The 25,185-nt window shown below is 55.2% G+C and carries 22 protein-coding genes and 1 pseudogene; 15 read left to right on the forward strand and 8 right to left on the reverse strand.

What is annotated here, in order from left to right; genetic code table 11:
• Nucleotides 1–79: 79 nt before the first annotated feature.
• Nucleotides 80–937: a deoxyribonuclease IV gene (nfo, locus tag LH86_RS19525; protein WP_039304928.1), complete on the forward strand. Its 858-nt coding sequence runs from the start codon at nucleotides 80–82 to the stop codon at nucleotides 935–937.
• Nucleotides 938–979: 42 nt separating this feature from the next.
• On the opposite strand, the gene nadS is transcribed toward nfo, so the two are convergent.
• The 5 genes and pseudogenes from nadS to fruB all read right to left on the reverse strand — a co-directional run bounded on the left by nadS (nucleotide 980) and on the right by fruB (nucleotide 5,662).
• Nucleotides 980–1,264: a NadS family protein gene (gene nadS / locus LH86_RS19530; protein WP_039304930.1), complete on the reverse strand. Its 285-nt coding sequence runs from the start codon at nucleotides 1,262–1,264 to the stop codon at nucleotides 980–982.
• Nucleotides 1,251–1,596, reverse strand: a pseudogene (locus LH86_RS19535) (type II toxin-antitoxin system RelE/ParE family toxin). The gene nadS and the pseudogene LH86_RS19535 overlap by 14 nt, the downstream one beginning before the upstream one ends.
• A 292-nt stretch (nucleotides 1,597–1,888) precedes the next feature.
• Nucleotides 1,889–3,577, reverse strand: coding sequence for a PTS fructose transporter subunit IIBC (fruA, locus tag LH86_RS19540; RefSeq protein ID WP_039304933.1), 1,689 nt, complete (start codon nucleotides 3,575–3,577; stop codon nucleotides 1,889–1,891).
• 16 nt (nucleotides 3,578–3,593) lie between these two features.
• Entirely contained in the window at nucleotides 3,594–4,532 is a 939-nt protein-coding gene (fruK, locus tag LH86_RS19545) for a 1-phosphofructokinase (protein WP_008459923.1), read from the reverse strand.
• Entirely contained in the window at nucleotides 4,532–5,662 is a 1,131-nt protein-coding gene (fruB, locus tag LH86_RS19550) for a fused PTS fructose transporter subunit IIA/HPr protein (protein ID WP_039304935.1), read from the reverse strand. Before fruB ends, fruK begins: the two co-directional genes overlap by 1 nt.
• Nucleotides 5,663–6,048: 386 nt before the next feature.
• On the opposite strand from fruB, the gene setB reads away from it, so the two are divergent.
• Nucleotides 6,049–7,233, forward strand: a complete 1,185-nt coding sequence (gene setB / locus LH86_RS19555) for a sugar efflux transporter SetB (RefSeq protein ID WP_039304939.1) — start codon at nucleotides 6,049–6,051, stop codon at nucleotides 7,231–7,233.
• Here setB and LH86_RS22310 read toward each other — a convergent pair.
• Complete coding sequence (locus LH86_RS22310) at nucleotides 7,230–7,484, reverse strand: YkgJ family cysteine cluster protein (RefSeq protein WP_071842847.1); 255 nt, start codon at nucleotides 7,482–7,484, stop codon at nucleotides 7,230–7,232. The genes setB and LH86_RS22310 overlap by 4 nt on opposite strands.
• Before the next feature lie 133 nt (nucleotides 7,485–7,617).
• On the opposite strand from LH86_RS22310, the gene LH86_RS22315 reads away from it, so the two are divergent.
• The 13 genes from LH86_RS22315 to yejF all read left to right on the forward strand — a co-directional run bounded on the left by LH86_RS22315 (nucleotide 7,618) and on the right by yejF (nucleotide 23,290).
• On the forward strand, nucleotides 7,618–8,058 hold the full coding sequence (locus LH86_RS22315) for a DUF2946 domain-containing protein (RefSeq protein WP_039304942.1): 441 nt from the start codon (nucleotides 7,618–7,620) through the stop codon (nucleotides 8,056–8,058).
• Nucleotides 8,059–8,167: 109 nt separating this feature from the next.
• On the forward strand, nucleotides 8,168–10,234 hold the full coding sequence (locus LH86_RS19565; protein WP_156107081.1) for a TonB-dependent copper receptor: 2,067 nt from the start codon (nucleotides 8,168–8,170) through the stop codon (nucleotides 10,232–10,234).
• Nucleotides 10,235–10,294: 60 nt separating this feature from the next.
• Nucleotides 10,295–10,555, forward strand: a complete 261-nt coding sequence (locus LH86_RS19570) for a DUF2534 family protein (RefSeq protein WP_008459914.1) — start codon at nucleotides 10,295–10,297, stop codon at nucleotides 10,553–10,555.
• Nucleotides 10,556–10,719: 164 nt separating this feature from the next.
• Complete coding sequence (yeiP, locus tag LH86_RS19575; protein WP_008459912.1) at nucleotides 10,720–11,292, forward strand: elongation factor P-like protein YeiP; 573 nt, start codon at nucleotides 10,720–10,722, stop codon at nucleotides 11,290–11,292.
• A 190-nt stretch (nucleotides 11,293–11,482) separates the two neighbouring features.
• Nucleotides 11,483–12,949, forward strand: a complete 1,467-nt coding sequence (locus LH86_RS19580) for a mannitol dehydrogenase family protein (protein WP_039304948.1) — start codon at nucleotides 11,483–11,485, stop codon at nucleotides 12,947–12,949.
• Nucleotides 12,950–13,098: 149 nt separating this feature from the next.
• Nucleotides 13,099–14,076, forward strand: a complete 978-nt coding sequence (locus tag LH86_RS19585) for a CobW family GTP-binding protein (RefSeq protein WP_039304952.1) — start codon at nucleotides 13,099–13,101, stop codon at nucleotides 14,074–14,076.
• 45 nt (nucleotides 14,077–14,121) lie between these two features.
• Nucleotides 14,122–14,826 (forward strand): phosphatase PAP2 family protein, encoded by a 705-nt coding sequence (locus LH86_RS19590; protein WP_039304955.1) that lies wholly within the window; start codon nucleotides 14,122–14,124, stop codon nucleotides 14,824–14,826.
• A 420-nt stretch (nucleotides 14,827–15,246) separates the two neighbouring features.
• Entirely contained in the window at nucleotides 15,247–15,813 is a 567-nt protein-coding gene (gene mepS, locus LH86_RS19595) for a bifunctional murein DD-endopeptidase/murein LD-carboxypeptidase (protein ID WP_034809631.1), read from the forward strand.
• Between the two features lie 251 nt (nucleotides 15,814–16,064).
• Nucleotides 16,065–17,645 (forward strand): cyclic di-GMP phosphodiesterase, encoded by a 1,581-nt coding sequence (locus tag LH86_RS19600; RefSeq protein ID WP_039304959.1) that lies wholly within the window; start codon nucleotides 16,065–16,067, stop codon nucleotides 17,643–17,645.
• Between the two features lie 132 nt (nucleotides 17,646–17,777).
• Nucleotides 17,778–19,577, forward strand: coding sequence for an extracellular solute-binding protein (locus LH86_RS19605; RefSeq protein WP_419657210.1), 1,800 nt, complete (start codon nucleotides 17,778–17,780; stop codon nucleotides 19,575–19,577).
• A gap of 1 nt (nucleotide 19,578) precedes the next feature.
• Nucleotides 19,579–20,676 carry a microcin C ABC transporter permease YejB gene (locus LH86_RS19610; protein WP_039304964.1) on the forward strand — a complete coding sequence of 366 codons (1,098 nt, stop codon included), beginning with the start codon at nucleotides 19,579–19,581 and terminating at the stop codon, nucleotides 20,674–20,676.
• Complete coding sequence (locus LH86_RS19615; RefSeq protein ID WP_039304966.1) at nucleotides 20,673–21,698, forward strand: microcin C ABC transporter permease; 1,026 nt, start codon at nucleotides 20,673–20,675, stop codon at nucleotides 21,696–21,698. The genes LH86_RS19610 and LH86_RS19615 overlap by 4 nt, the downstream gene beginning before the upstream one ends.
• 2 nt (nucleotides 21,699–21,700) lie before the next feature.
• Nucleotides 21,701–23,290 (forward strand): microcin C ABC transporter ATP-binding protein YejF, encoded by a 1,590-nt coding sequence (gene yejF / locus LH86_RS19620; RefSeq protein ID WP_039304970.1) that lies wholly within the window; start codon nucleotides 21,701–21,703, stop codon nucleotides 23,288–23,290.
• Between the two features lie 3 nt (nucleotides 23,291–23,293).
• Here the strand turns inward: yejF and LH86_RS19625 are convergent, their stop codons facing one another.
• Nucleotides 23,294–23,638 (reverse strand): YejG family protein, encoded by a 345-nt coding sequence (locus LH86_RS19625; RefSeq protein WP_039306419.1) that lies wholly within the window; start codon nucleotides 23,636–23,638, stop codon nucleotides 23,294–23,296.
• A gap of 336 nt (nucleotides 23,639–23,974) precedes the next feature.
• On the reverse strand, nucleotides 23,975–25,171 hold the full coding sequence (locus tag LH86_RS19630) for a Bcr/CflA family multidrug efflux MFS transporter (RefSeq protein WP_039304972.1): 1,197 nt from the start codon (nucleotides 25,169–25,171) through the stop codon (nucleotides 23,975–23,977).
• Nucleotides 25,172–25,185: the final 14 nt, after the last annotated feature.

Raw genomic sequence — 25,185 nt, forward strand, 5'->3', positions numbered from 1 at the left:
CGGAAAAAAGCCTCCTGACCCGCTATCATGTCGGATTACCGATAGCGGGTTTTGCCCGTCAAGAAACAGGAGAAGACAGATGAAGTTTATTGGAGCGCACGTTAGCGCCTCGGGCGGCCTGGAAAACGCCGCCATCCGCGCCCACGAACTGGAAGCCACCGCTTTTGCCCTGTTCACCAAGAATCAACGCCAGTGGCGCGCCGCGCCGCTAACCAGCGAAGTTATCGACAGTTTTAAGAGCGCCTGCGAAAAATACCATTTCGGCCCAGGCCAAATCCTGCCCCACGACAGCTACCTGATTAATCTGGGTCACCCGGTTGAAGATGCGCTGGAAAAATCCCGTGAGGCGTTTATCGACGAAATGGTTCGCTGCCAGCAGCTGGGGCTGAGGCTACTGAATTTCCATCCGGGCAGCCACCTGAAGCAGATTCCGGAAGAGGAATGCCTGAAGCTTATTGCGGAGTCGATTAACATTGCGCTGGAGAAGTCTGAAGGCGTGACAGCCGTGATTGAAAACACCGCAGGTCAGGGCAGTAACCTTGGTTTCCGCTTTGAGCATCTTGCGGCGATTATTGACGGCGTGGAAGATAAATCCCGCGTTGGCGTCTGCATCGACACCTGCCACGCCTTTGCCGCCGGGTACGATCTGCGCACCGAAGCTGACTGCGAAAAAACCTTTAGCGAGTTCGAGCGTATCGTCGGGTTCAAATACCTGCGCGGGATGCACCTCAACGATGCCAAAAGTGAGTTTGGCAGCCGCGTTGACCGCCACAACAGCCTCGGCCTCGGGAATATCGGCCACACGCCGTTTAGCTGGATCATGCGTGACGCCCGTTTCGACGGTATTCCGTTAATTCTGGAAACCACCAACCCGGATATCTGGGCCGAAGAGATTGCCTGGCTTAAGGCACAGCAGCACGAGGAAGCCACGGCTTAACGCTGTCGTTGGATGCGTCAGGATCATTGCTGGTAGCCGCACTTAGTGCGCTGCCAGCTCATAATAAAATGCAGGATTGCTTTGAATGGTAGCCAGTACCTTGGCCGCCAGCCCGGTGGGATTACGGCGCTTTGACTCCCAGCTTTTTATAGTGTCAACGCTGGTGCCTAAGGCCTGAGCCATTTCACTCTGCGAAACCTTCAGTTGTTCTCTTATCGCCCGAACATCCGCCACGTCATAACGCACGATCTTCGCAGGCAACTTGCTCCCGTTTTTAATTTCCACCGCCTCTTCAAGCGAGGTTTTAAGATCATTAAAGAAGCTCATTTTCTACGCTACCTTTTAGTATTTTAGTCAGCTGCCTGAGTTCAGCTTTTTCTGCTGCCGTCAGGTTGTCTTTTACCTGCTTCGGCCAGGCCATGATCAACCAGATCACCTCTGCCGTTGCCAAAAAATAGATTACCCGAGCGCCCCCGCTTTTACCCCGGACGCCGGTTGCCATCCTGATTTTCCGCAACCCTCCAGTGCCCTGAATCAGGTCACCTTTCTCCGGGGCCAATTAAAACCTTTTGCAACGCGCAAAGTTCATCATCTGTCGCAAACTGCTTAATCTGCCGGGGAAATAATGTCGTCTCAATAAAAGTGATAGCGTGCGTCATTGCGCCCTCATCCTTAAGGGTACTACGTACACTACAGGGGTACATAGTACACTCTCATTGTGTGCCAGGCCAAAATATTTGTTTTTTATTCACCCGGAAACAAGCTTGAAAAAGCAGGTGTGTGAAAAGTGAGAAGAAATGGGGTGCAACGACCTGGCCGGTTTTCAGTCAAGCTCGAGGCATGCCTCAAGAACTGACTTAGCGGCCTGTTAGGGATTGGTCGGAGAGTAACATTGAGCATAGAAAGAAAAACGCCCCGCATGAGCGAGGCGTTTTTTAGCTGAGCGGGAGATTAAGCGACCTTCGCCGCCAGCTCCGTTTCAGGACGCTTGAGGAAGGCGTAGGACAGGCCCGCCACCAGAGTACCCGCGACAATCGCCAGCAGATAACCCAGCACCGGGGTAATCGCGCCAGGGATCAGCAGGACAAACAGGCCGCCGTGCGGGGCCATCAGCTTCGCGCCAACCGCCATGGATAGCGCCCCCGTCAGCGCCCCGCCGATGATACAGCAAGGCAGCACGCGCATCGGGTCACGGGCGGCAAACGGAATCGCCCCTTCGGTAATAAAGCACAGCCCGAGCACCAGCGCCGCTTTGCCCCCTTCCTGCTGCGCCTTATCAAACTTACGGCGAGCAACCAATGTGGCCAGGCCCAGCGCCAGCGGTGGTACCATGCCCGCGGCCATGATCGCCGCCATTGGGGCGTAGGTCTGGGTACTGAGCAAGCCGACGCCAAAAGCGTAAGCCGCTTTGTTCACCGGGCCGCCCATATCGGTACACATCATGCCGCCCAGAATCGCGCCCAGCAGAACCGCGTTCGCGGTGCCCATGGTTTGCAGCCAGTGGGTCAGGCCCGCCAGGATTTTAGCCACCGGGGTGCCGATCAGGTAGATCATTGCCAGGCCAACAACCAGACTTGAGAACAGTGGAATGATCAGGATCGGCTTCAGCGCTTCCATGCTTGGCGGCAGCTTCAGCTTCGAGCTAATCATCTTCGCGATATAACCCGCCAGGAAACCGGCGATGATACCGCCGATGAACCCGGAGCCGGTACTCACGGCCAGCATGCCGCCGATAAGACCCGGCGTCAGGCCAGGACGGTCCGCAATCGAGAAGGCAATATACCCCGCCAGAACCGGAACCATCAGGGCAAACGCAGAGCCACCGCCAATTTGCATCAGCGCCGCGGCAAGCGTGCCAGGTTCCTTAAAGGCCGTGATACCGAAGGCAAAGGAGAGCGCAATACACAGGCCACCCGCCACCACCATCGGCAGCATGTAAGAGACACCCGTCAGCAGGTGGCGATACGCCCCGGCGCTTTCTTTTTTGCCGGATTCCTGAGCCGCACTGGCTTTACCTGCGGCTTCGTAAGGTTTGGCCTCGACCAGCGCCTTATCCAGCTCCTGAGCCGTTTTCTTCAGCGCCAGGCCTGTAGAGGTGCGATACATCGGCTTCCCGGCAAATTTAGCCAGATCCACTTCAATATCCGCCGCCACAATCACCAGATCCGCCTCGGCCACTTCTTCAGGGGTAATCGCGTTCCCTGCGCCGACGGAACCACGGGTTTCAACCTTCACCCACCAGCCGCGTTTTTTCGCTTCGGTTTCGATGGCTTCCGCCGCCATAAAGGTGTGCGCCACGCCGGTCGGGCAGGCGGTGACGGCGACGATACGCTTCGGCCCTTTTGCTGCAGCGGGAGCTGTTGCTATTGGGGCAGTGTACGTATGTGCCTTACCTTTCGCTTCGCTCAGGAACAGTTCGGGGTGCTGCACTGCGCGATCGATATCGCCCAGGAACACCTTTTTGCCGTTCAGCGAGGTATCAGCAGGAACAGCGTTGCCAACGACAATCGCCAGTTCGGCATCATTCGGATTATCAATAATGTCGAGGTGCGCTTTTGGCGCTGCGGCACCGAGCAGCGTCTTCGCGAGATACGCGCGCGCCTGCCCAAGTCCCGGCTCAATAATTAACAGCGTTTTCATTGCCTGTCTCCTGCTGTCAGTGGAAAGGTTTCAGGTCGACACGAGCCATCATGGCGGCGAGCTGTGTACGATCGGTAATGCCTACGTTGCTCTGGCTGACGGCCAGGGCAGCAACGGCGGTAGCAAGGCGCAGCGTGTGTTCGCTGGACTCGCGCATCAGCAGGCCATAAATCAGGCCGCCAACCATGGAATCCCCTGCGCCAACGGTACTAACAACTTCACAAGTTGGTGGTTTGGCAATCCATTCTCCTGAAGCGTTAACCCACAGCGCACCTTCCGCGCCGAGAGAAATCACCACATGCGCAATCCCCTGCTCGCGGAGCGCATGCGCCGCCTCAATCACATCCTTCAATTCAGGCAGCTTGCGACCGGCCCAAATTTCAAGCTCACGACGGTTCGGTTTAACCAGCCACGGCGCCGCTTTCAAACCGGCAACCAGCGCTTCGCGGCTGCTGTCGAAAATGATGCACGGGCACTGGCTGCGCAGGCGGGTCATCCAGTCGGTGAACGCTTCCGGGGAAACGCCCGCCGGCAGGCTGCCGCTGACGCAAACCATGTCGAACTGGCCCAGCCAGCTCAGGGAATCCGCCACAAAGCGCTCCCAGTCCGCGCCGGTGACTTCAAACCCGGAAAAGTTCAGGTCGGTGACCTCCCCGTCTTTTTCGGTCAGCTTAACGTTGATGCGGGTGCGGCCCTGTACGACCTGGAAGCGGTTAGCGATGCCCAACTCGCTGAACAGCTGCTGGAAGCCGTCCTGGTTGTCTTTGCCGAGGAAGCCGCCCACGGTCACGTCGATACCAAGATCTTTCAGCACTTTAGCGACGTTGATGCCCTTGCCAGCCGCATGCAAACCGGTGGTGCGCACCAGGTTCACTTCTCCACGCTCGATTTCCGGGCAAAAGCCCACCAGGTCATAGGCCGGATTCAGGGTGATGGTTGCTACACGTCTGGTCATTACGCGCCCTCCCCCAGTCCTTCGGAGATGGCTTCGCCAATCGCTTTCAGCGCCTGTTCAGCATCTTCACCCTGCGCGGTAAAGCGCAAGCGGTGGCCTTTTTTCACACCCAGAGCAACAACTTTCATCAGGCTGCGTCCATTTGCCGGTTTCCCGGTTCCATCAAGGTTTGTCACGGTAATTTCGCTATTGAATTGTTTTATGGTGTTGACCAGTGCCGTACCCGGACGGGCGTGCAGGCCGTGTTCATTCCGCACGGTAAATTCGGCGCTCAGCGCTTCTTCTGCCGGGGCATCATCGCTGGTCAGCAGCGTCAGCAACGCCGGCGCATCTGCGGTTAAAAGCTTGTCGGCACGGTTGCCAATCAGCATGTCGCTCAGGCGGTTCAGCACCTGCAAGGGCTGGTCGTCGGCCACGGCTACAGTCATCAGAAGAGAAACCGGGTTTCCGTCCGCTTCAAAACTGGCCGCCGGACGGCTGACGGCAACGGCGCTGGCCAGGTTGCCTGCCGCACTGTCGTTCAGCCAGATACCCTGACCGAGATACAGCGGGTTACCGGCAATCACGTTGCTGACGAAAGCGGCATCAACCGCACCAGCCTGCTTCAGCCGGCCCGCGTTCAGCGCCTGCAGCGTCATCAGATCGTTCGCCTCAACGTTCAACGCCAGCAGGCTGTTGTCCAGCAGCAGCGCGGTGCTTTGCTTCTCGCCCATCAGCAGCGCACGGAGTTCTTCCGCACTGGTGGCGGATTTCAGCTGGGCAGCAACTTCGTCGTCACTCAGCACATGCGTCAACTGGCGCAGCAGGCCGAGATGTTCGTCGGAGCTGGCGGCAATACCTATCGCCACGTAAGCTGTCTGCCCTTCGCCCCACTCCACACCCTGTGGGAACTGGAAAACCTGAACGCCGGTTTTCAGTACCAGATCGCGCGTGTCGGTGGTGCCGTGCGGGATAGCAATCCCGTTGCCTAAATAGGTGGTGGTTTGCTGCTCACGCGCCAGCATACCGTTGACGTAGCCTTCGCCGACGTTGCCTGCCTGCACAAGGGCGGCGGCAACCTGGCGGATAGCGTCTTCTTTGCTCCCGGCAGCTTTGCCCGGGTGAATATCCTGCACAGATAACTGGAACATAGATCGCCTCTCTCGCTGAATTGAAACGATTCAGCTAGCTTGAGAAAAAATGCGCCATCTCGAGCTGCGGGATGCAAAAAGATGACGCTGAAACGTTTCAAGGAGTGTTGCGCTAATGCTGCATTACACGCAACATTTCTCGCATTTCTGTTTGCGAAATTTAGAGCTTCAGCACATTTTCAGTTTAGCAGACCGGGCGTTCAGCACACTGGCAACAGTTTACAACCCGGCATCAGCAAATTTCAGCTTTGGCAACGTATCGCCGAAGCGGCCTTTGCTTCCTGGATAATTTGTGCGAGTTCCCGCGCAGGACTTAAGGGTAAATCTGTCTATTTAGGGGTAACGAGGGTACACTCCGCGCATTCTTTTTCCTGCCGCCCAAAAGTATGCAAAACGCTCCCGTTACCGCCGCCCGTAAGCCTCTGGACTTCACCTCAACCGCGTTTCTGATTGTGGCTTTTTTGACCGGCATCGCCGGGGCGCTACAAACCCCAACGCTAAGCCTGTTTTTAACCGATGAAGTCCACGTTCGCCCTGCGCTGGTCGGTTTTTTCTTCACCGGCAGCGCGGTGATTGGCATTCTGGTGAGCCAGTTTTTAGCCGGGCGTTCCGACCGAAAAGGCGACCGGAAAACGCTGATTTTTGCCTGCTGCCTGCTTGGCGCGCTGGGCTGTGTCCTCTTCGCCTGGAACCGTAACTATTTTATCTTACTGTTCGTCGGGGTGTTTCTAAGCAGTTTCGGCTCCACCGCCAACCCGCAGATGTTTGCGCTTGCCCGCGAGCATGCCGACAGCACCGGCCGTGAAGCGGTGATGTTCAGCTCTATCCTTCGCGCACAGGTGTCTCTAGCCTGGGTGATTGGGCCGCCAATTGCCTACGCGCTGGCAATGGGGTTTGGCTTCAAAGTAATGTACCTTAGCGCGGCGTTTGCCTTTGTGATTTGCGGGGCAATGGTGTGGCTCTTTTTACCATCGATGCGTAAAGAACCGGTGGCGAAAGCACAAGCCCGGCTCGAGTCCCCGCGTCGCAACCGCCGCGACGCCCTGCTTCTGTTCGCCGCCTGTACCATGATGTGGGGTTGTAACAGCCTCTATATCATCAATATGCCGCTTTACATCATCAATGAGTTACACCTCCCCGAGAAACTCGCCGGGATCATGATGGGCACCGCGGCCGGGCTGGAAATCCCGACCATGCTGATTGCGGGCTACTACGCCAAACGCTTCGGTAAGCGCTTCCTGATGCGCTTTGCCGTTGCCGCCGGACTACTGTTCTACCTCGGAATGGTAACGCTGACCAATGAATATATGCTGCTGGGGCTACAGCTGTTAAACGCCATCTTTATCGGGATTCTGGCCGGGATCGGCATGATCTATTTTCAGGATCTTATGCCTGGCCAGGCGGGTGCCGCCACCACGCTGTATACCAACACCACGCGCGTGGGTTGGATCATTGCCGGTTCGCTCGCAGGCGTGGTGGCCGAGATCTGGAACTATCACAGCGTCTTTTTCATCGCGCTGGGGATGATAGCCGTCAGTATTTACTGCATGGCACGCATCAAAGATATTTAAGGGGCCGTAGCGGCTTCCAGGTGGATCAGATAAGCCATTGCCTGATGGCGGGAGGTGCCGCACATCTCCCTTTCGGGCTGGAGGCCGCCGCAAACTTTAGGTCGTAGAGGCGATCCAAACAGCTTACAGCGCAAACGTTCGTCCAGCTGAATGCAGGGCGTGTTGGCGGGCTTCCCCTCCGGCATACCGGGGATCGGCGTTGATATAGAAGGCGCGGTACAGCAAGCGCCGCAGTCAGGACGACAATCCATTTACGTTTCCACCAGCGTTAAAGGGGGCGTGACAATACCAGACCCAATGTCTGCGTCAATCTTACAATTCATTTAACATCATTCCCTCTTTCAGGATACACTTGCGCCACAACGACTACGGATCGGTAACGTTTTGTCACGGCGCAATCACTTTCACCGAACAGCCTGCTGGCTGGCGCTGCTTGCCGTTGCCATGCTGTTTATTGCACCGGTTATTTCAAAATCGCTGATGCACCATTCAGCCTGCGAACACAGCAGCATGATGATGACAATGGACATGTCTGACATGGACCATCACATGGCTGCGCCCGAGCCGTGCCCTCAGGTATCAATGCCACACAATATGCTGATGTCCGGCCCGGGCATGTCGCCGGGAGAAGAAATCGCCTGCGGCTATTGCCAGCTGCTGATCCACCTGCCTTTTATTGAATTCTGCCTCACCGTTTTACTGCTGTTATTGTTGATTTGCGTGCGTCGGACGCCGGTGGTCGCGCTCTGCTGCGCGGCGATTTCTCGCCCCTGGTCACCTCACCCGGCCCGCGCCCCACCCTCTGCTGCCTGTTACTTCGCTTAAAACACCAATAATTAACCGCGTAATGCTGCAGGCAACGCTGAAGCGTTGTCTCGGGCCGTTCTTTTTATAAAGAGCGGCAACGTTACGCCTGAAGGACAGTAAGGCAATGATGAAAACGCATTTAAAGCCGCTGGTATCTTTGATACTGCTGGCTATCACTTCTCCCGCAGCCATCGCGGCGGGTTCGCATGACACGATGAATATGCCGGACGATGCCGTGATGATCGTCACCTCTCCGGCATCATCGCCGCTGGAAGTTGTGACCTCCCCTAAAACGCCGCGTCAGCCTGTGCCAGCCAGTGACGGCTCTGACTATCTGAAAACCATCCCCGGCTTCTCACAAATCCGTAACGGCGGCACCAACGGTGACCCGGTGTTTCGCGGTATGTTCGGTTCTCGCCTGCGTATCCTGACCAATAATGGTGAAATGCCGGGAGCCTGTCCGGCCAGAATGGATGCGCCAAGTTCATATATTTCACCGGAAAGCTTTGATCTGTTGACGCTGATTAAAGGCCCGGAAAGCGTGCTTTGGGGGCCAGGTAACTCCGCGGGAACGGTACGCTTCGACAGGGAACCACCGCGCTTTGATAAAGCAGGTATCCAGGGTACGGCCAGCGTGCTTACCGCCTCTAATCAGCGCTGGGACAGCAATGCAGACGTCAGTCTGGGGAGTGAAGACGGCTATTTACGCCTGATCGGCAATAAGTCCCATTCTGGCGATTACGAAGACGGCAACGGCAACCGGGTGGCCTCAAAGTGGGATAAATGGAACGCCGACGTTGCGCTGGGCTGGACGCCCAACAAAGATACATTGCTGGAGCTAACGGCGGGTAAAGGCAACGGTGAAGCGCGCTACGCGGGCCGCAGTATGGACGGCTCCCAGTTCAGGCGCGACAGCCTTGGGGCGCGCTTCGAAATGTCGAACATCGGCGAGGTGTTCAACAAGTTTGAAAGCAGCGTCTACTACAACTACGCCAACCACATTATGGACAACTATTCCCTTCGGTCGCCGGGGACGATGTCCAGCGGCATGTCCGGCGGGCATATTGCCTCCTCGATGGGCATGGATATGGGCAGTTCGATGGGCATGGGTTCATCCATGAGCATGAATATGCCGATGGCAATGCAGCTCGATCGCCGCACGGTTGGCGGCCGCATGATGGGTACGTGGCTGTGGTCTGACTACGAACTGCGCAGCGGTATCGACGGGCAGCAAAGCACCCACCGCAGCAAACAGGACGCAGGCTGGAAGCAGGATGCTCGTTTCCAGGACGCTGGTCTCTTTAGCGAGCTGACCTGGAACGCCACCGACAGCAGCAAAGTTATCGGCGGCGCGCGCCTCGATCGGACTCGCGTCAATAATGATACGGACGTAGGTGCCAGCGTGCGGAGCAAAACACTACCGGCAGGTTTTGTGCGCTACGAACAAACGCTGAGTGACCTCCCCGTCATGCTGTACGCTGGCGTGGGCTACACCGAACGCTTCCCGGATTACTGGGAACTGTTCTCCCCCACCTACGGGCCGGACGGCACCAAAAATGTCTTCGATAAGCTGAAAACGGAAAAAACGACGCAGCTGGATATTGGCGCCCAGTACAACGGCGAGCGCTTCAACAGCTGGGTTTCCGCATACCTTGGCCGGGTGAATGATTTTATTCTCTTCCGCTATGACCCCAATAACGCCCGCGTCAGTCAGGCAGATAACGTGGACGCCACGATTATGGGAGGAGAAATGGGCATGAGCTACGCGCTGACTGAAGCCTGGAAGGCGGACGCAAGCCTGGCGTATGCCTGGGGGCAAAACACCAGTGACCATCAGCCGCTGCCGCAAATAGCCCCGCTGGAAACGCGCCTCGGCCTCACCTGGGAGCGAGGAGACTGGAGCAGCACCGGCCTGTTGCGACTGGTCAGCAGCCAGCATCGCGTGGCGCTGAATGAGGGTAATGTGGTCGGGAAAGATTTCGACAAAAGCAGCAGCTTCGCGATTTTCTCCGTCAACGCCGCTTACCGCCTCAGCAAAGCCATCAAGCTCAGCGCCGGGGTCGATAACCTGTTGAACAAAACCTACAGCGAACACCTGAACCTGGCGGGCAATAGCAGCTTTGGCTATTCGTCCAATACCCCGGTCAATGAACCAGGCCGGACGGTCTGGGGCAAAGTGAACGTCACGTTTTAATTACCTGGCCCCGGTTGTCGGGGCCATTACGCTTAATCATTCCCCAGCCAGGAGGCTGATATGCTCGCAAAACTTCGTACGCCAGAAGGTAAAAAGTTCCTTATCGCGGTTGCCATCGTCTTTACTATTGTCGTGTCGCTTATTTCTAAGGTGACCTTTGAAGGCGTGGAAGAGCAGTACAACTGGCCAATGGAGCAGTGGACGCTGGACATGTTTATCATGCAGGGCGCGTGGGTCACTATCTACACGATCATGTTCACTATTCTGTGTTCGCTGCCGTTTGCTTTCTATTTCTTAGCGCCTAAGGATGGCCGCGGCTAGGGCACTTTACGCCTCCGGCGTGTCGGCAAAGCAGGATGTTGTCGGCACGCTTGCCTTAAACCCCTTACTTTTGTGCTTCTTTATCAAATCCGCTTGCCTGAAACGCGCCTCACGAGTACTTTGACGCAATATTTTCGCATCTCAATTTTTGACAGGAAACACCGATGGCAAGAGCTAACGAAATCAAAAAAGGCATGGTACTCAATTACAACGGCAAGCTGCTGATTGTTAAAGACATTGATATCCAGGCTCCCAGCGCACGCGGCGCAGCAACCCTGTATAAGATGCGTTTCTCCGATGTTCGCACCGGGCAGAAAGTGGAAGAGCGCTTCAAAGGTGATGATATTGTTGACACCATCACCCTGACCCGTCGCTTCGTTGACTTCTCCTATATCGACGGCAACGAATATGTGTTCATGGATAAAGAAGATTATACGCCGTACATCTTCACCAAAGATCAGATCGAAGAAGAGCTGCAGTTCATTCCTGAAGGCGGTATGCCGGATATGCAGGTTCTGACCTGGGATGGCCAGCTGCTGGCGCTGGAGCTGCCGCAAACCGTGGATCTGGAAATCATCGAAACCGCACCGGGCATCAAAGGCGCTTCCGCCAGCTCCCGTACCAAACCAGCAACGCTGTCCACCGGCCTCGTGATTCAGGTGCCGGAATACATGGTTGCCGGGGAAAAAATCCGCATTCATATTGCAGAAAAACGCTCTATGGGCCGCGCAGACTGACGATAAATGGCGCTCCTTCGGGAGCGTTTTTTTACTCTAACGGCCGAAGTTATTATACCAATTAAATCACACAGCCTTATTATCAGACCTCCATCACACAAAATCGATTAACTAAACAGACCAATTTCATTTCCTATCATACAGCTTTACACTGCATAGACTCCCACCTCCCTACACAGGATGAGACTCTATGGATACCCTTGCCACTGCTTCACTTCCGGATATCGTTCAGCGGCCAAACTACGACCGCTGCGAGCTTAAAACGCGTATCGTGCATTTTGGGTTTGGCGCTTTTCACCGAGCGCATCAGGCGCTGCTCACCGATCGGGTGCTCAACAAACTTGGCGGCGACTGGGGGATCTGCGAGATCAGTCTGTTTAACGGCGATAAGCTGATGCACGATCTCAGGCAACAGGATCATCTTTTCACGGTGCTGGAGAAGGGAGCGGCGGGAAACCAGGCGCAGGTTATTGGGGCAGTCAAAGAGTGCCTGAATGCGAAGCTGGACGGCATGGAAGCGATCATAGAGAAGTTTTGTGAGCCACAGGTCGCCATTGTTTCACTGACGGTGACCGAAAAAGGCTACTGCATCGATCCCGCCAGCGGAAAACTTGATACCACCAATGAGCGCATTATTCACGATCTGGCGTCGCCTGAGGCCCCGCATTCCGTGCCGGGAATACTTGTGGAGGCGCTAAGCCGCCGCCGTGAGCGTGGATTACGCCCGTTTACGGTCTTATCCTGCGATAACATTCCTGATAACGGGCACCTGGTTCGCCAGGCCGTGCTGGGTATGGCCGCGAGTCGAAGCGCCGGGCTGGCAGAATGGATTGCCAAAGAGGTCACTTTCCCAAGCACCATGGTCGACCGCATTGTTCCGGCAGCCACGGAGGAATCGCTGCAGGAAATTGCGGAAATACTGGGCGTACAAGACCCCTGTGCCATTGCCGCCGAGCCGTTTATTCAGTGGGTCGTTGAAGATAATTTCGTCGCCGGTCGCCCGGAATGGGAAGCCGTCGGAGTGGAAATGGTTGACGATGTGGTGCCCTACGAGCAGATGAAGCTGCGGATGCTCAACGGCAGCCACTCATTTCTGGCTTATCTCGGCTATCTCGCCGGTTACCCGCATATTAATGATTGTATGGCTGACGAGAACTTTGCCCGTGCGGCCAGGCACCTGATGCTGCAGGAGCAAGCGGTGACGCTGAATATTCGGGGCGTCGACCTGGAGCAGTACGCCGCCAGCCTGCTCGAGCGGTTTGCAAACCCAGCGCTGAAGCACCGTACCTGGCAAATTGCCATGGACGGCAGTCAGAAGCTTCCCCAACGCTGGCTGGAAAGCGTGCGCTGGCATCTGGCAAACGGGAGCCGCTGGCCATGTCTGGCGCTCGGGATCGCAGGCTGGATGCGCTACGTGAGCGGCCTCGACGAAAAGGGCCATGCAATTGACGTGCGCGATCCGCTCCAGGGCAAAATCCAGATGTTGGTGAGCGACAGCGGCGAAAACGAACGCGTCAGCACCCTCCTCAGCCTGAACGAAATTTTTGGTGATGACCTGCCCAAAAACGAAAAGTTTGTCGAAAACGTTCAGCAGGCCTGGCAGCAACTCATTCGCCTGGGCGCACGCGGCGCGGTCGAAAACTTGTGCTTAAGTTAACAATCAATGCGCTTAACGTGGTCTTACCGTGCGGTAAGCCGCGTTAAGGCTTCTCTTTTTTCCGGGTTGTCGTCAGGATAGTCAGCGTAAATAATGAATAATCACTGATAGATTGACGTGGTTTACAGGCAGTAACCCCCGGAGTCACCGTGACAAAAACGAATTTAATTACCGGCTTTCTGGGCAGCGGTAAAACCACCACCATTTTGCATTTGCTGGCCAACAAGCCCGCCGATGAAAAATGGGCGGTGCTGGTCAATGAATTTGGCGAAGTGGGCATCGATGGTGCCCTGCTGGCAGACAGCGGCGCGCTGTTGAAAGAGATCCCTGGCGGCTGTATGTGCTGCGTTAACGGCCTGCCGATGCAGGTCGGCCTTAATACGCTGCTGCGCCAGGGCAAGCCCGACCGCCTGCTGATTGAACCCACCGGCCTTGGCCACCCGAAACAAATCCTGGATATGCTCACCGCTGACGTATATCAGCCGTGGATTGACCTGCGGGCCACGCTTTGTCTGCTCGACTCGCGCCAGCTTCTGGATGAAAAAGCCCTAAAAAATGACAACTTCCGCGACCAGCTTGCCGCGGCGGACATCATTGTGGCTAATAAACAAGACCGCACTACGTCGGAAAGCCATGCCGCTTTAGCGCGCTGGTACCAAAATAATGGCGACAATCGCGAACTTGTACACGCGGAAAAAGGTGCCGTGAGCATTGCGCTTCTCGACAAACCAAGACTGAACCAACGCGTGCTGCCGTCCAGCCCCGGGCACCAGCATGCCCAATCGGTCCCTCATGGTCTTGCCGCACTCAGCCTCCCGGGACATCAGCGCTGGCGTCGGAGCGTGAACAGCGGGCAGAGTTATCACGCCTGTGGCTGGATTTTCGATGAAGAAACCGTGTTCGACACTATTGGCCTGCTGGAGTGGGCGCGTCTTGCCCCGGTTGAGCGAGTCAAAGGCGTCTTGCGTATTCCCGAAGGCCTGGTGCGTATCAACCGCCAGGGCAACGACCTGCATATTGAAACGCAACCCTCGTCGCCACTGGATAGCCGCATCGAATTGATTCACCCGGCTCAGCCCGACTGGAACGCCCTGCAAGCCAGCCTGTTGAGCTTACGTTTAAGTTAGCGCGTCTACCTTTGCGCCCCCGTAATGAGATTTAGAAGCTGTATCATGATTAATCGCCTCCCGCTTATCCTGCTCCTGAACGTTCTGGGCATTGCCCTGTTCTTTAGCTGGTACCTGCCAGAGAACCATGGATTTTGGTTCAACACTGACGCCTCGCTGTTCCATTTCTTTAATAATGCACTGGTCAAGAGCCGTACCTTTTTAACGCTGATTGCCATCACCAATAACCGGGCCTTCGACGGCATTTCGCTGCTGGCGATGGGCGCGTTGTTTTCCTGGTTCTGGCTGCATGAAGACGGCGCGGGCCGCCGCCGCCTGGTGCTGATGGGCGTGGTGATGCTGCTGTGCGCCGTGGTCATCAACCAGCTCGGCCACCTTATCCCGGTGGTGCACGCCAGCCCGACGCTGTACTTTAAAGACATTCATCGCGTCAGCGAACTGCTGCACTTCCCGACGAAAGACGCCTCAAGCGACAGCTTCCCCGGCGATCACGGCCTGATGCTGCTCATCTTCACCGGTTTTATGCTGCGTTATTTTGGCCCACGGGCGTTTCTTATTGCCCTCGCGATCTTCTTTATCTTCTCTTCGCCAAGAATAATGATCGGCGCGCACTGGTTTACCGATGTCTACGTCGGGTCAGTCTCTATTGCTCTGGTTGGCCTGCCCTGGGTGCTATTAACCCCAATTAGCGACCGGTTAATTTCTATACTGAATCGCACTGTTCCGGGAAAATATAAAGCGCCCCGCTGACGGTTAATAAGTGATGAAGATAGCCAACAAGCAGAGGCCCATCCGGGCCTTTGTTTATTTTTTCAGCATCATGACAGCCAGATGAATATTTACTCATACAAAATCCGCTTCAATTTGAATAACCTGGCGATAAAACCAGCAGAAGCGCCGATCATTTGTTCGAAATAACCTTTCGCGACGAATCATCACAATTTCTTATAAAAATAAGAATAAAAACGCTCGCATAGCCTGGTTTTATCGGGTAGTCTCGGGAAAGTTTGCTCTGCGGCTGATCTATTTGTGCTGTGAATAAAAGTGTGCGATGTTCCACATTTTTGTGCATGAATAATTGTCTCGTGGCTTTTAGGTAATTAGTCTCGTCACGTTGGTATTTTTGTATAACGAATTATTCGTTAAGGACATCAAGGGAAAACAAACAAAATGGTCAAATCTCAGCCTATTTTGAGATACATCTTGCGGGCGATACCCGCGATTGCGGTGGCAGTTATGCTCTCCGCCTGTAGTTCGACTAACACAGCAAATATGCATTCTGAGACGCATGCAGTCGGTGAAAAAGATGGTTTTTTACTGCAAGCCTCTCAGGATGAATTCGAAGAGATGGTTCGTAATGTTGACGTGAAGTCACGCATTATGGATCAATATGCGAGCTGGAAAGGTGTACGCTACCGTCTTGGCGGCAGCAGCAGAGCTGGTATTGATTGTTCTGCTTTCGTGCAGCGCACGTTCCAGGAGCAGTTTGGTTTAACCCTGCCTCGTTCAACGTCTGAACAGCAGGAGTCCGGTAAATCTGTTTCGCGTAACAAGTTACGCACCGGTGATTTAGTGCTGTTCCGTGCAGGCTCAACCGGCCGCCACGTAGGCATCTACATTGGGAATAACCAATTTGTACATGCTTCCACCAGCAGCGGCGTTGTGATCTCCAGCATGGACGAGCCTTACTGGAAGAAGCGTTACAACGAAGCGCGCCGGGTGTTAAGCCGCAGCTAACGCCGCCGCAAGATATGTTTTGTTGAGAGTTATTCCCTTGGCTACTCAACAAAACCACCAACGTTAAAAACGCTGCCAATGCAGCGTTTTTTTATGCCTGAAATTCAGCTGGTTACTCTTTCCTCTGAAAATTGAAAGCTGAAATAGTTACCTTGTGAAACAAGTTAAACAATTTCCCGGTTATGGGTTATAGTCAGAAAAAAGCACAAAACAAACGATGATTCGCTTGCCCCTGCGGGACTCATAATTCCATGTCTTATAGAAATATTTTTTCGCGCTACTTTAGCACCCCAAAGCAGATAGTCGCGTTTAGCCTGCTGATGGGATTATGTGCCGCATTATTTATCGGCGGGCTAACCAGCCTGGCGCTCCATTCAAAGCGTGAGTCCGCCTATAACCTTCTCTCTCGCGACATCAGCAACTACCTCGATAGCTTCTTTAAAGATCTTCACGCCACCGCCGACGGCATCCAGCCCTTAACCATGAGCGAGTGTGAGAGAGTCAGCGGTGAACTGACTTCTCGTGCGGCTTTTAATCCCAACGTACGAGCATTTTTGCTGGTGCGTAACGGCATAGCCTATTGCTCTTCCGCCACCGGCAATATGGAAATGTCGATGGATGCGCTGGAACCCGAGATCAATATCAATAAAACTGTCGACCTGGCGATTATGAACGGCACGCCAATGATGCCGGGCAAGCCAGTGATTGCCGCCTGGTTTCTTAACCCACTGGCCTCGGGGCGCGGCGTTTTTACCACGCTCAACGTCAACCTCACGCCCTATCTGGTTTTCACCTCTCGTCAGCAGGATATCAGCTCCATGGCGCTGGTGGTGGGCAACAAAGCGCTCACGTCCTATTCACCAGACGTGATAAATACCGATGAACTTCCCCCCTCGCCCACCAGAATCTCTGTTCTTAACGGGTACCCGATTAAACTCTACATTTATGGTACGCCGTGGCCGCTGGAGGACATTCAACTGGCCATTCTGGCCGGATTATTATCCGGGCTGCTGAGCGCTGCGCTGTGCGGTTACTTTCTTTCGGTCAAAGTACGGGCCGGGAAAGAAATTCTTACCGGCATCAAGCGGGGGCAATTTTTTGTTGTTTACCAGCCCGTGGTCGACTCGCAGGCTCTGCAGATGCGTGGCATAGAGGTGCTGATGCGTTGGGAGCATCCAACGGCGGGCATGATCCCCCCGGATGCGTTTATCGGCTTTGCCGAAGCTCAGCAGCTGATTGTGCCTCTCACGCGCCATTTGTTTGAATTGATTGCCCGGGACGCACCCACGCTGCAAAAAGTCCTTCCCGCCGGGGCCAAGCTGGGCGTGAACCTCGCCCCAAGTCATCTTCACTCCCCGACCTTTAAGCAAGACATTCAGGCCTTCGCCGCTTCACTGCCGCCGCACCATTTCCAGTTAGTGTTTGAGATAACCGAACGCGACATGCTGAAAGAAAAAGAGGCGATGGGTATTTTTGCCTGGCTGCACGAGCAGGGATTTGAAATTGCAGTGGATGACTTCGGTACCGGCCATAGCGCCCTGATTTACCTCGAGCGTTTTACGCTGGATTATCTGAAAATTGACCGCGGCTTCGTCAACTCAATAGGCATGGAAACGGTAACAGCGCCGGTGCTGGACGCCGTCCTGACGCTGGCCCAGCGCCTGAACATGAACACGGTGGCGGAAGGGGTAGAAACGCCGGAGCAGGCGAAATGGCTTATCGAACGCGGCTGTAATTTCCTGCAGGGCTATTATTTCAGCCGCCCCCTGACCCTGAGTCAGCTTGTCAGTTGGAACCCCTCCCACACGCTTTATGACGAATTGAAAGACTGACAGGCATTGCGCAATCTTCACCGGCTAACTTATGATTAACCATCATGGGCTTACCGGGCGCGGGCGCGTGACGCCTGCGCTTTCCCACCCACCGGGCAAGGAATGAAGATGACAAAAGCTGTACGTGCACTGATGCTGCTTTGCCTGAGCATTTTTTCCCTCACGCTACGCGCCGCAGAGATAAACGAAAGCTACTCTTTTGCCGTACTGGGCGAACCGAAATACGCCGTCAACTTCACGCAGTTTGATTACGTCAATCCCGCAGCCCCCAAGGGCGGCAATATCACTCTCTCAGCAATTGGCACTTTTGATAACTTCAACCGTTTTGCCATGCGGGGTAATCCGGGCGTTCGCACCGACACGCTGTATGACACGCTGTTCACCACTTCCGATGACGAACCCGGCAGCTATTATCCTTTGATTGCCGAGATGGCCCGCTACCCGTCCAACTTTGCCTGGGCGGAAGTGTCCATTAACCCGCGAGCCCGCTTTCAGGACGGCAGTGCGATTACCGCCGAGGACGTCGCCTTCACCTTCAATAAGTTTATGACGGAAGGCGTGCCGCAGTTTCGCCTGATTTACAAAGGAGCGACGGTACGCGCCATTGCCCCACTCACCGTGCGTATTGAGCTTGCCACGCCGAGCAAAGACCGGATGTTGGGCCTGTTTTCGCTCCCGGTGTTCCCGGAGAAGTTCTGGAAGGATCATAAGCTGAGCGACCCGCTCTCTTCCCCACCGCTTTCCAGCGGGCCGTACAAAATCACCGACTGGAAAATGGGGCAATACATCACCTATTCGCGAGTGCGGGACTACTGGGCGGCAAATCTGCCGGTCAACCGCGGGCGCTGGAACTTTAATACCATCCGCTACGACTATTATCTTGATGATGACGTGGCTTTTGAGGCTTTCAAGGCCGGAGCGTTTGACTATCGCACTGAAGTCTCAGCGAAAAATTGGGCTACGCGGTATACCGGGAAAAACTTCAGCAACCATTACATCGTCAAGGATGAGCAAAAAAACGAATCCGCCCAGGATACCCGCTGGCTGGCGTTTAACATTCAGCGCCCCATTTTCAGCGATCGCCGGGTAAGGGAAGCCATCGGCCTGGCCTTTGATTTTGAGTGGATGAACAAGGCGCTGTTTTATGGCGCTTACAGCCGGGCCAACAGCTATTTTCAGAATACCGAATACGCCGCCCGTGGATATCCGGATGCCGACGAACTGATGCTGCTGGCGCCGATGAAAAAAGATCTCCCGCCGGAGGTTTTCACTTCTATTTATAATCCACCAAAATCTGACGGACGCGGGTTTGACCGGGAAAACCTGCTCAAGGCGCTCAGCCTGCTCAAAGAAGCGGGCTGGGAGTTAAAAGACCAGAAGCTGGTAAACGTAGCCACCGGCCAGCCGTTTGTGTTCGAACTGCTGACCGGCACAGCCGGCAACACGCAGTGGATCCTCCCCTTCCAGCGCAATTTGCAGCGCCTGGGCATTACCATGAACATTCGTCAGGTCGACAACTCGCAGCTTTCAAGCCGCCTGCGCAGCCGCGACTACGACATGATGCCCCGGCTTTACAGTGCGATGCCTTATCCAAGCCCGGATTTACAAATCATCTGGGCATCGGAATACATCAATTCCAGCTATAACGCGCCGGGGGTACAAAGCCCGGTGGTAGACAAGCTCATTGAGATGATTATCGCCAGCCAGGGCGACAAGAAAAAACTGCTGCCGCTGGGCCGCGCCCTCGACCGCGTGCTGACCTGGAACAACTACATGCTGCCGATGTGGTATACGTCAGCCGACCGCCAGGCCTGGTGGAATAAGTTCTCCCGCCCGGCCATCCGTCCAATCTATAACAACGGCTTTGATAACTGGTGGTATGACGTAAACAAAGCGGCGAAGCTGCCTGCCGACCGACGCCAGGGGGACTAACGTGGGCGCTTATATTCTGCGGCGTTTGCTGCTCGTCATTCCCACCCTGTGGGCGATAATCACCATCAACTTTTTCATCGTGCAAATCGCACCAGGCGGTCCGGTTGATCAGGCTATTGCGGCCATACAGATGGGCCACAGCAGCGGTATGCCGGGTATGAGTAACGACGCCATGGGCGGCGGCCATGCCCGTACCGGCGTGGGGGATGTCACCAGCAGCCAGTACCGCGGTGGCCGCGGCCTTGACCCGGAAGTCATTGCCGATATCGTGCATCGCTACGGGTTCGACAAACCGCTACACGAACGCTATTTCACTATGCTCGGCGACTATTTACGCTTCGACTTTGGCAACAGCCTGTTCCGTAGCTCCTCGGTGATTAAGCTGATAAAAGACAGCCTGCCCGTTTCCATTTCCATCGGGCTGTGGAGCACCCTGATTATCTATCTGGTGTCGATTCCGCTGGGGATCCGTAAGGCAGTCAGCAACGGCAGCAGCTTTGATATCTGGAGCAGCATCTTCATTATTATCGGCTATGCCATTCCGGCATTCTTGTTTGCCATTCTGCTGATTGTGCTGTTTGCCGGCGGGACTTATCTCGACTGGTTCCCTCTGCGAGGGCTAACGTCGGCCAATTTTGACGCCCTGCCGTGGTACAGCAAAATCACTGACTATCTTTGGCACATCACGCTCCCCGTACTGGCAACGGTTATCGGCGGCTTTGCCACGTTAACTATGCTGACGAAAAACTCCTTTCTCGATGAAATTCGCAAGCAATACGTGGTGACGGCGCGAGCCAAAGGGCTGGATGAGAAAAAAATTCTGTATCGCCACGTCTTTCGTAACGCGATGCTGCTGGTGATTGCCGGGTTCCCGGCAACGTTTATTAGCATGTTCTTCACTGGCTCGCTGCTGATTGAGGTGATGTTCTCCCTTAACGGACTGGGCCTGCTGGGCTATGAAGCCACGATTTCCCGCGACTATCCGGTGATTTTCGGCACCCTTTATATTTTTAGTCTGATTGGCCTGCTGACCAACATCATCAGCGATGTCACCTACACGCTGGTCGACCCCCGTATCGATTTTGAGGGACGAGGATGAGCCGCTTAAGCCCGGTAAACCAGGCGCGCTGGGCGCGCTTTCGTCAGAACCGTCGCGGCTACTGGTCGCTGTGGGTCTTTGCGCTGATTTTTGTTTTGAGTATGGGGGCTGAGCTGGTCGCCAACGAGCGCCCGCTGGTGGTGAGTTACGAAGGCAAACTCTGGTTCCCGGCGTTGAAAAACTACAGCGAGAGTGATTTTGGCGGCCCACTGTCTACTCCCGCAGACTACCAGGACCCCTGGTTAACGGAACGCCTGAATGAAAAAGGCTGGATCCTCTGGGCGCCGATCCGTTTTAGCAGCAACACCATCAACTACGCCAGCAATCTCCCTTTTCCTTCACCACCCAGTGCACAAAACTGGCTTGGCACCGACGCCAACGGCAGCGACGTGCTGGCGAGGATCCTCTACGGCACGCGCATTTCAGTGCTCTTCGGGCTATTACTGACCTTTTTCTCCAGCATCATTGGCGTGCTGGCCGGGGCGGTACAGGGCTATTACGGCGGACGCATTGACCTGTGGGGGCAACGGTTGATTGAAGTCTGGTCCGGCATGCCGACGCTGTTTTTGATCATCATGCTTTCCAGCGTGGTGCAGCCCAATTTTTGGTGGCTGCTGGGTATTACCGTCCTGTTTGGCTGGATGGGGCTGGTGGGCGTTGTTCGGGCGGAGTTTTTACGCACCCGCAACTTCGACTATATCCGCGCGGCGCGGGCCATGGGCGTCAGCGACTGGTCCATCATGACCCGGCATATGTTGCCCAACGCCATGGTGGCTACCCTGACCTTCCTGCCGTTCATTCTGTGTGCGTCGATAACGACACTAACCTCGCTGGATTTCCTCGGTTTTGGTCTGCCGCTGGGGTCACCCTCGCTGGGGGAACTGGTGTTACAGGGCAAAAACAACCTTCAGGCACCGTGGCTGGGCATCTCCGCGTTCTTATCTCTGGCCATTTTACTCTCCCTGTTAATTTTTATTGGCGAAGCGGTTCGTGACGCCTTTGATCCGGCTAAGGCGCGCTGACCATGACCACTCCGCTTCTCGCTATCAACAATCTTTCCGTTGCTTTCCAGCAGGGCAAAAACCTGCGGCAGGTGGTGGACTCGGTTTCGCTTCAGGTGGAAGCGGGTGAAACGCTAGCGCTGGTCGGCGAGTCCGGCTCAGGCAAGAGCGTGACGGCGCTTTCCGTGCTGCGCCTGCTGCCATCTCCGCCGGTGGTTTATCCCTCCGGGGAAATATTGTTTCACGGTAAAGACCTGCTAAACGCGCCGGAAAAGACGCTGCGCGGCGTGCGCGGTAACAAAATTGCGATGATCTTTCAGGAGCCGATGGTGTCGCTCAATCCCTTGCACACCCTCGAAAAACAGCTGTATGAAGTGCTCTCTTTGCACCGGGGAATGCGGCCTGAACCTGCCCGCGCGGAGATCCTCGCCTGCCTCGATCGCGTGGGCATTCGCAACCCCGCGACCCGGCTTCAGGACTACCCTCACCTGCTGTCCGGCGGCGAACGCCAGCGCGTAATGATTGCGATGGCGCTGCTGACCCGCCCTGAATTGCTGATTGCCGATGAGCCGACGACGGCGCTGGATGTTTCGGTTCAGGCGCAGATCCTGCAGCTGCTGCAAGAGCTAAAGCAGGAGCTGAATATGGGCCTGCTGTTTATCACCCACAACCTGAGTATCGTGAAAAAGCTGGCGGACAATGTGGCGGTGATGCGTCACGGCAAATGCGTGGAGCAACAACCCACCACCGATCTGTTCAGTCAGCCACAGCATCCCTATACCCAACAGTTGCTGAACGCTGAACCGTCAGGCGACCCCGTGCCGCTGGCAGCAGACGTTATTCCCCTGCTCAAAGTTGAGGATCTGCAGGTTGCGTTTCCTATTCGCCGGGGGCTGCTGAAAAGAACGGTGGGCCACCACTACGGGCTGAAAAATCTTAGTTTTGAACTGCGCCCGGGGGAGAGTCTCGGGCTGGTTGGGGAATCCGGATCGGGCAAAAGCACCACCGGGCTGGCGCTGCTGCGATTGATTCATTCCACGGGCGCTATTTGGTTTGACGGCCAGCCGCTCCACCAGCTCAACCGCAAGCAGCTGCTGCCGCTGCGCCGTCGGGTGCAGGTGGTGTTCCAGGATCCTAATTCGGCACTGAATCCACGCCTTGATGTGCTGCAAATTGTAGAGGAAGGCCTGCGGGTGCATCATCCGGCGCTAAACGCCACAGAGCGTAAGGCCAAAGTGGTTCAGGCCCTGGAAGAGGTCGGGCTGCAGGCGGATATGCTCCACCGCTACCCGGCTGAGTTTTCAGGTGGCCAGCGCCAGCGCATCGCTATTGCCAGGGCGTTGATTTTACAGCCGCAGCTTATCGTGCTGGATGAACCTACCTCTTCGCTCGATCGCTCGGTTCAGGCTCAGATTCTGGCGTTACTAAAATCACTGCAGGAAAAACACCGCCTGGCTTATATCTTCATCAGCCATGATTTACAGGTAGTGAAAGCGCTTTGCCATCAGATGGTGGTACTGCGTCAGGGAGAAGTTGTCGAACAGGGAGACTGCGGGCAGATCTTCAGCGCCCCACAAAGCGACTACACGCGTCAGCTTCTGGCGCTCGCCTGAGATTCAGAAAGGATTATGGCTGGAAAAAGATTCGGCGATAGCGACGCCCACGTTTTTCAGGCGGCAGGTTGCCGCCAGCTCGTCCTGCAGGTTAACGAACAGGCAAGGCTCGCCTTCACACTCTACGACCGAGCTATCCACTTCAATATCGCTTAATGCCTGGCTGAGCGTATCCATGATCGGCCACGCTTTTTCCCCGTCCGGGCTAAGCAGCTTCAGGCCAATCAGGCAATCGTCATCCTGCTCCGCATTTTGCGGAATCGGTTCAACTTTGGAGCCTGCAAAACCCGTCAACCAGCGATAGCTCTGCGGCAGACGATGCACGATGGACAGTTGTATGGTGTTCAATTTCATTTCCCCGGAAGTTCCAATCGGCAATTTATCTCAAATTCTTTACACAAAGGTTAACACAATGTTGATAAATTGCGTTTAAACGAGCTGCAAAACGACTCACATCTCATGTAGAGATTTCAAAACTAACGCTTTATTTTTGTGCTATAGCACGCGTTTCGGCGCTATATGTATCGCTTTCTGAGATCTAACTCAACCTTTTTAACTACAAAGTTGTGACTTTTTACAGTTGAGCCTTTTACATATACGAAACATATATCTTATACCAACAAAGATTATACGGGAATTTTGAGGAAGAAAATGGGCGTTTATGAACAGAAACGCCCGCAGTTTTCAATCTTTAGAGTGGCGGGCTTTGCTGGCGTAAAAGTAAAACAGCACGGAGGCAGTCGCACAAATTGCAATGGACCAGATCATCGGCCACGCGGTGTTAAAGGTGGCCACCGAGAGCAGCGCCCCGGTTAACGCGCCAATGCCAAAGCGGAATGTCCCGGCCAGCGAAGACGCCGTGCCGGCCATATGCGGAAACTCATCCAGAATGACCGCCATCGCATTGGATGACACCAGCGACACGCAGCTGATAAACACCGCCACGCCAAGCACCATCGCCCAGAAACCAAAGCCCAGCTGACTACTGATCACCAGCCACACCGCCATGGCGAACTGAATGTACAGCCCGGTACGGAACATGTTGATCGCCCCAACCCGACGCACAAAGCGGCTGTTGATCATGGTCATGAAGAACAGGAACACGACGTTCAGCGCAAAGTAGTAACCAAAGTGCTGCGGCGAAACATGATTCAATTCGATGTAAACGAACGGCCCGGCGCTGAGGAACGAGAACATCCCGGCAAAGCTGAAACCGCTGGCCAGCATATAGCTCAGCACCCGCTTATGGCGGAACAGCGTGGCGAAATTGCCCGCCGTGGTGCGCAGATTAAACTTCTGCCGCATTTCAGGGGCGAGCGTTTCGTGAATAAAGAAGAAAATCATCGCCGATGCCAGCAGCGCGGCGGCGGCCAGAATCCAGAAGATGGTGTGCCAGCTATACCACACCAGCACTGCCCCCCCGATCATTGGCGCCACCAGCGGCGCAATGGTGGTAATCAACATCACGAAGGACATCATCCGGGAGAACTCTTCTTTCGGGTAGATATCGCGCATCAGGGCGTTGATCACCACGCTCGCCGCTGCGGCCGCAAGGCCGTGCAGAAAACGCATCCAAATTAGCTGATCGATAGTCTGTGAAAGCGCACAGGCAATTGCCGCCAGCGCGAACACCAGCGTGCCACCCAGCACCACCGGCTTACGCCCAAGACTATCGGCCATCGGCCCGTAGAAGATCTGCCCGATGGCAAAACCCAGAATATAGGTACTGAGGGTCATTTGTGCGCTGCCCGCCGGGACATTAAATCCCTGGGCTATCATCGGCAGCGCCGGTAAGTACATATCAATGGACAGCGGCATCAGCATCGCCAGCAGGCCAAGGATAACGATAATACCGACAGAAGAGTTCTGTTTACGGCTCAAAAGTAACTCCGGTG

Origin of the sequence: Cedecea neteri, assembly GCF_000758325.1 — a bacterium.
GTDB classification, from domain to species: Bacteria; Pseudomonadota; Gammaproteobacteria; order Enterobacterales; family Enterobacteriaceae; genus Cedecea; species Cedecea neteri_B.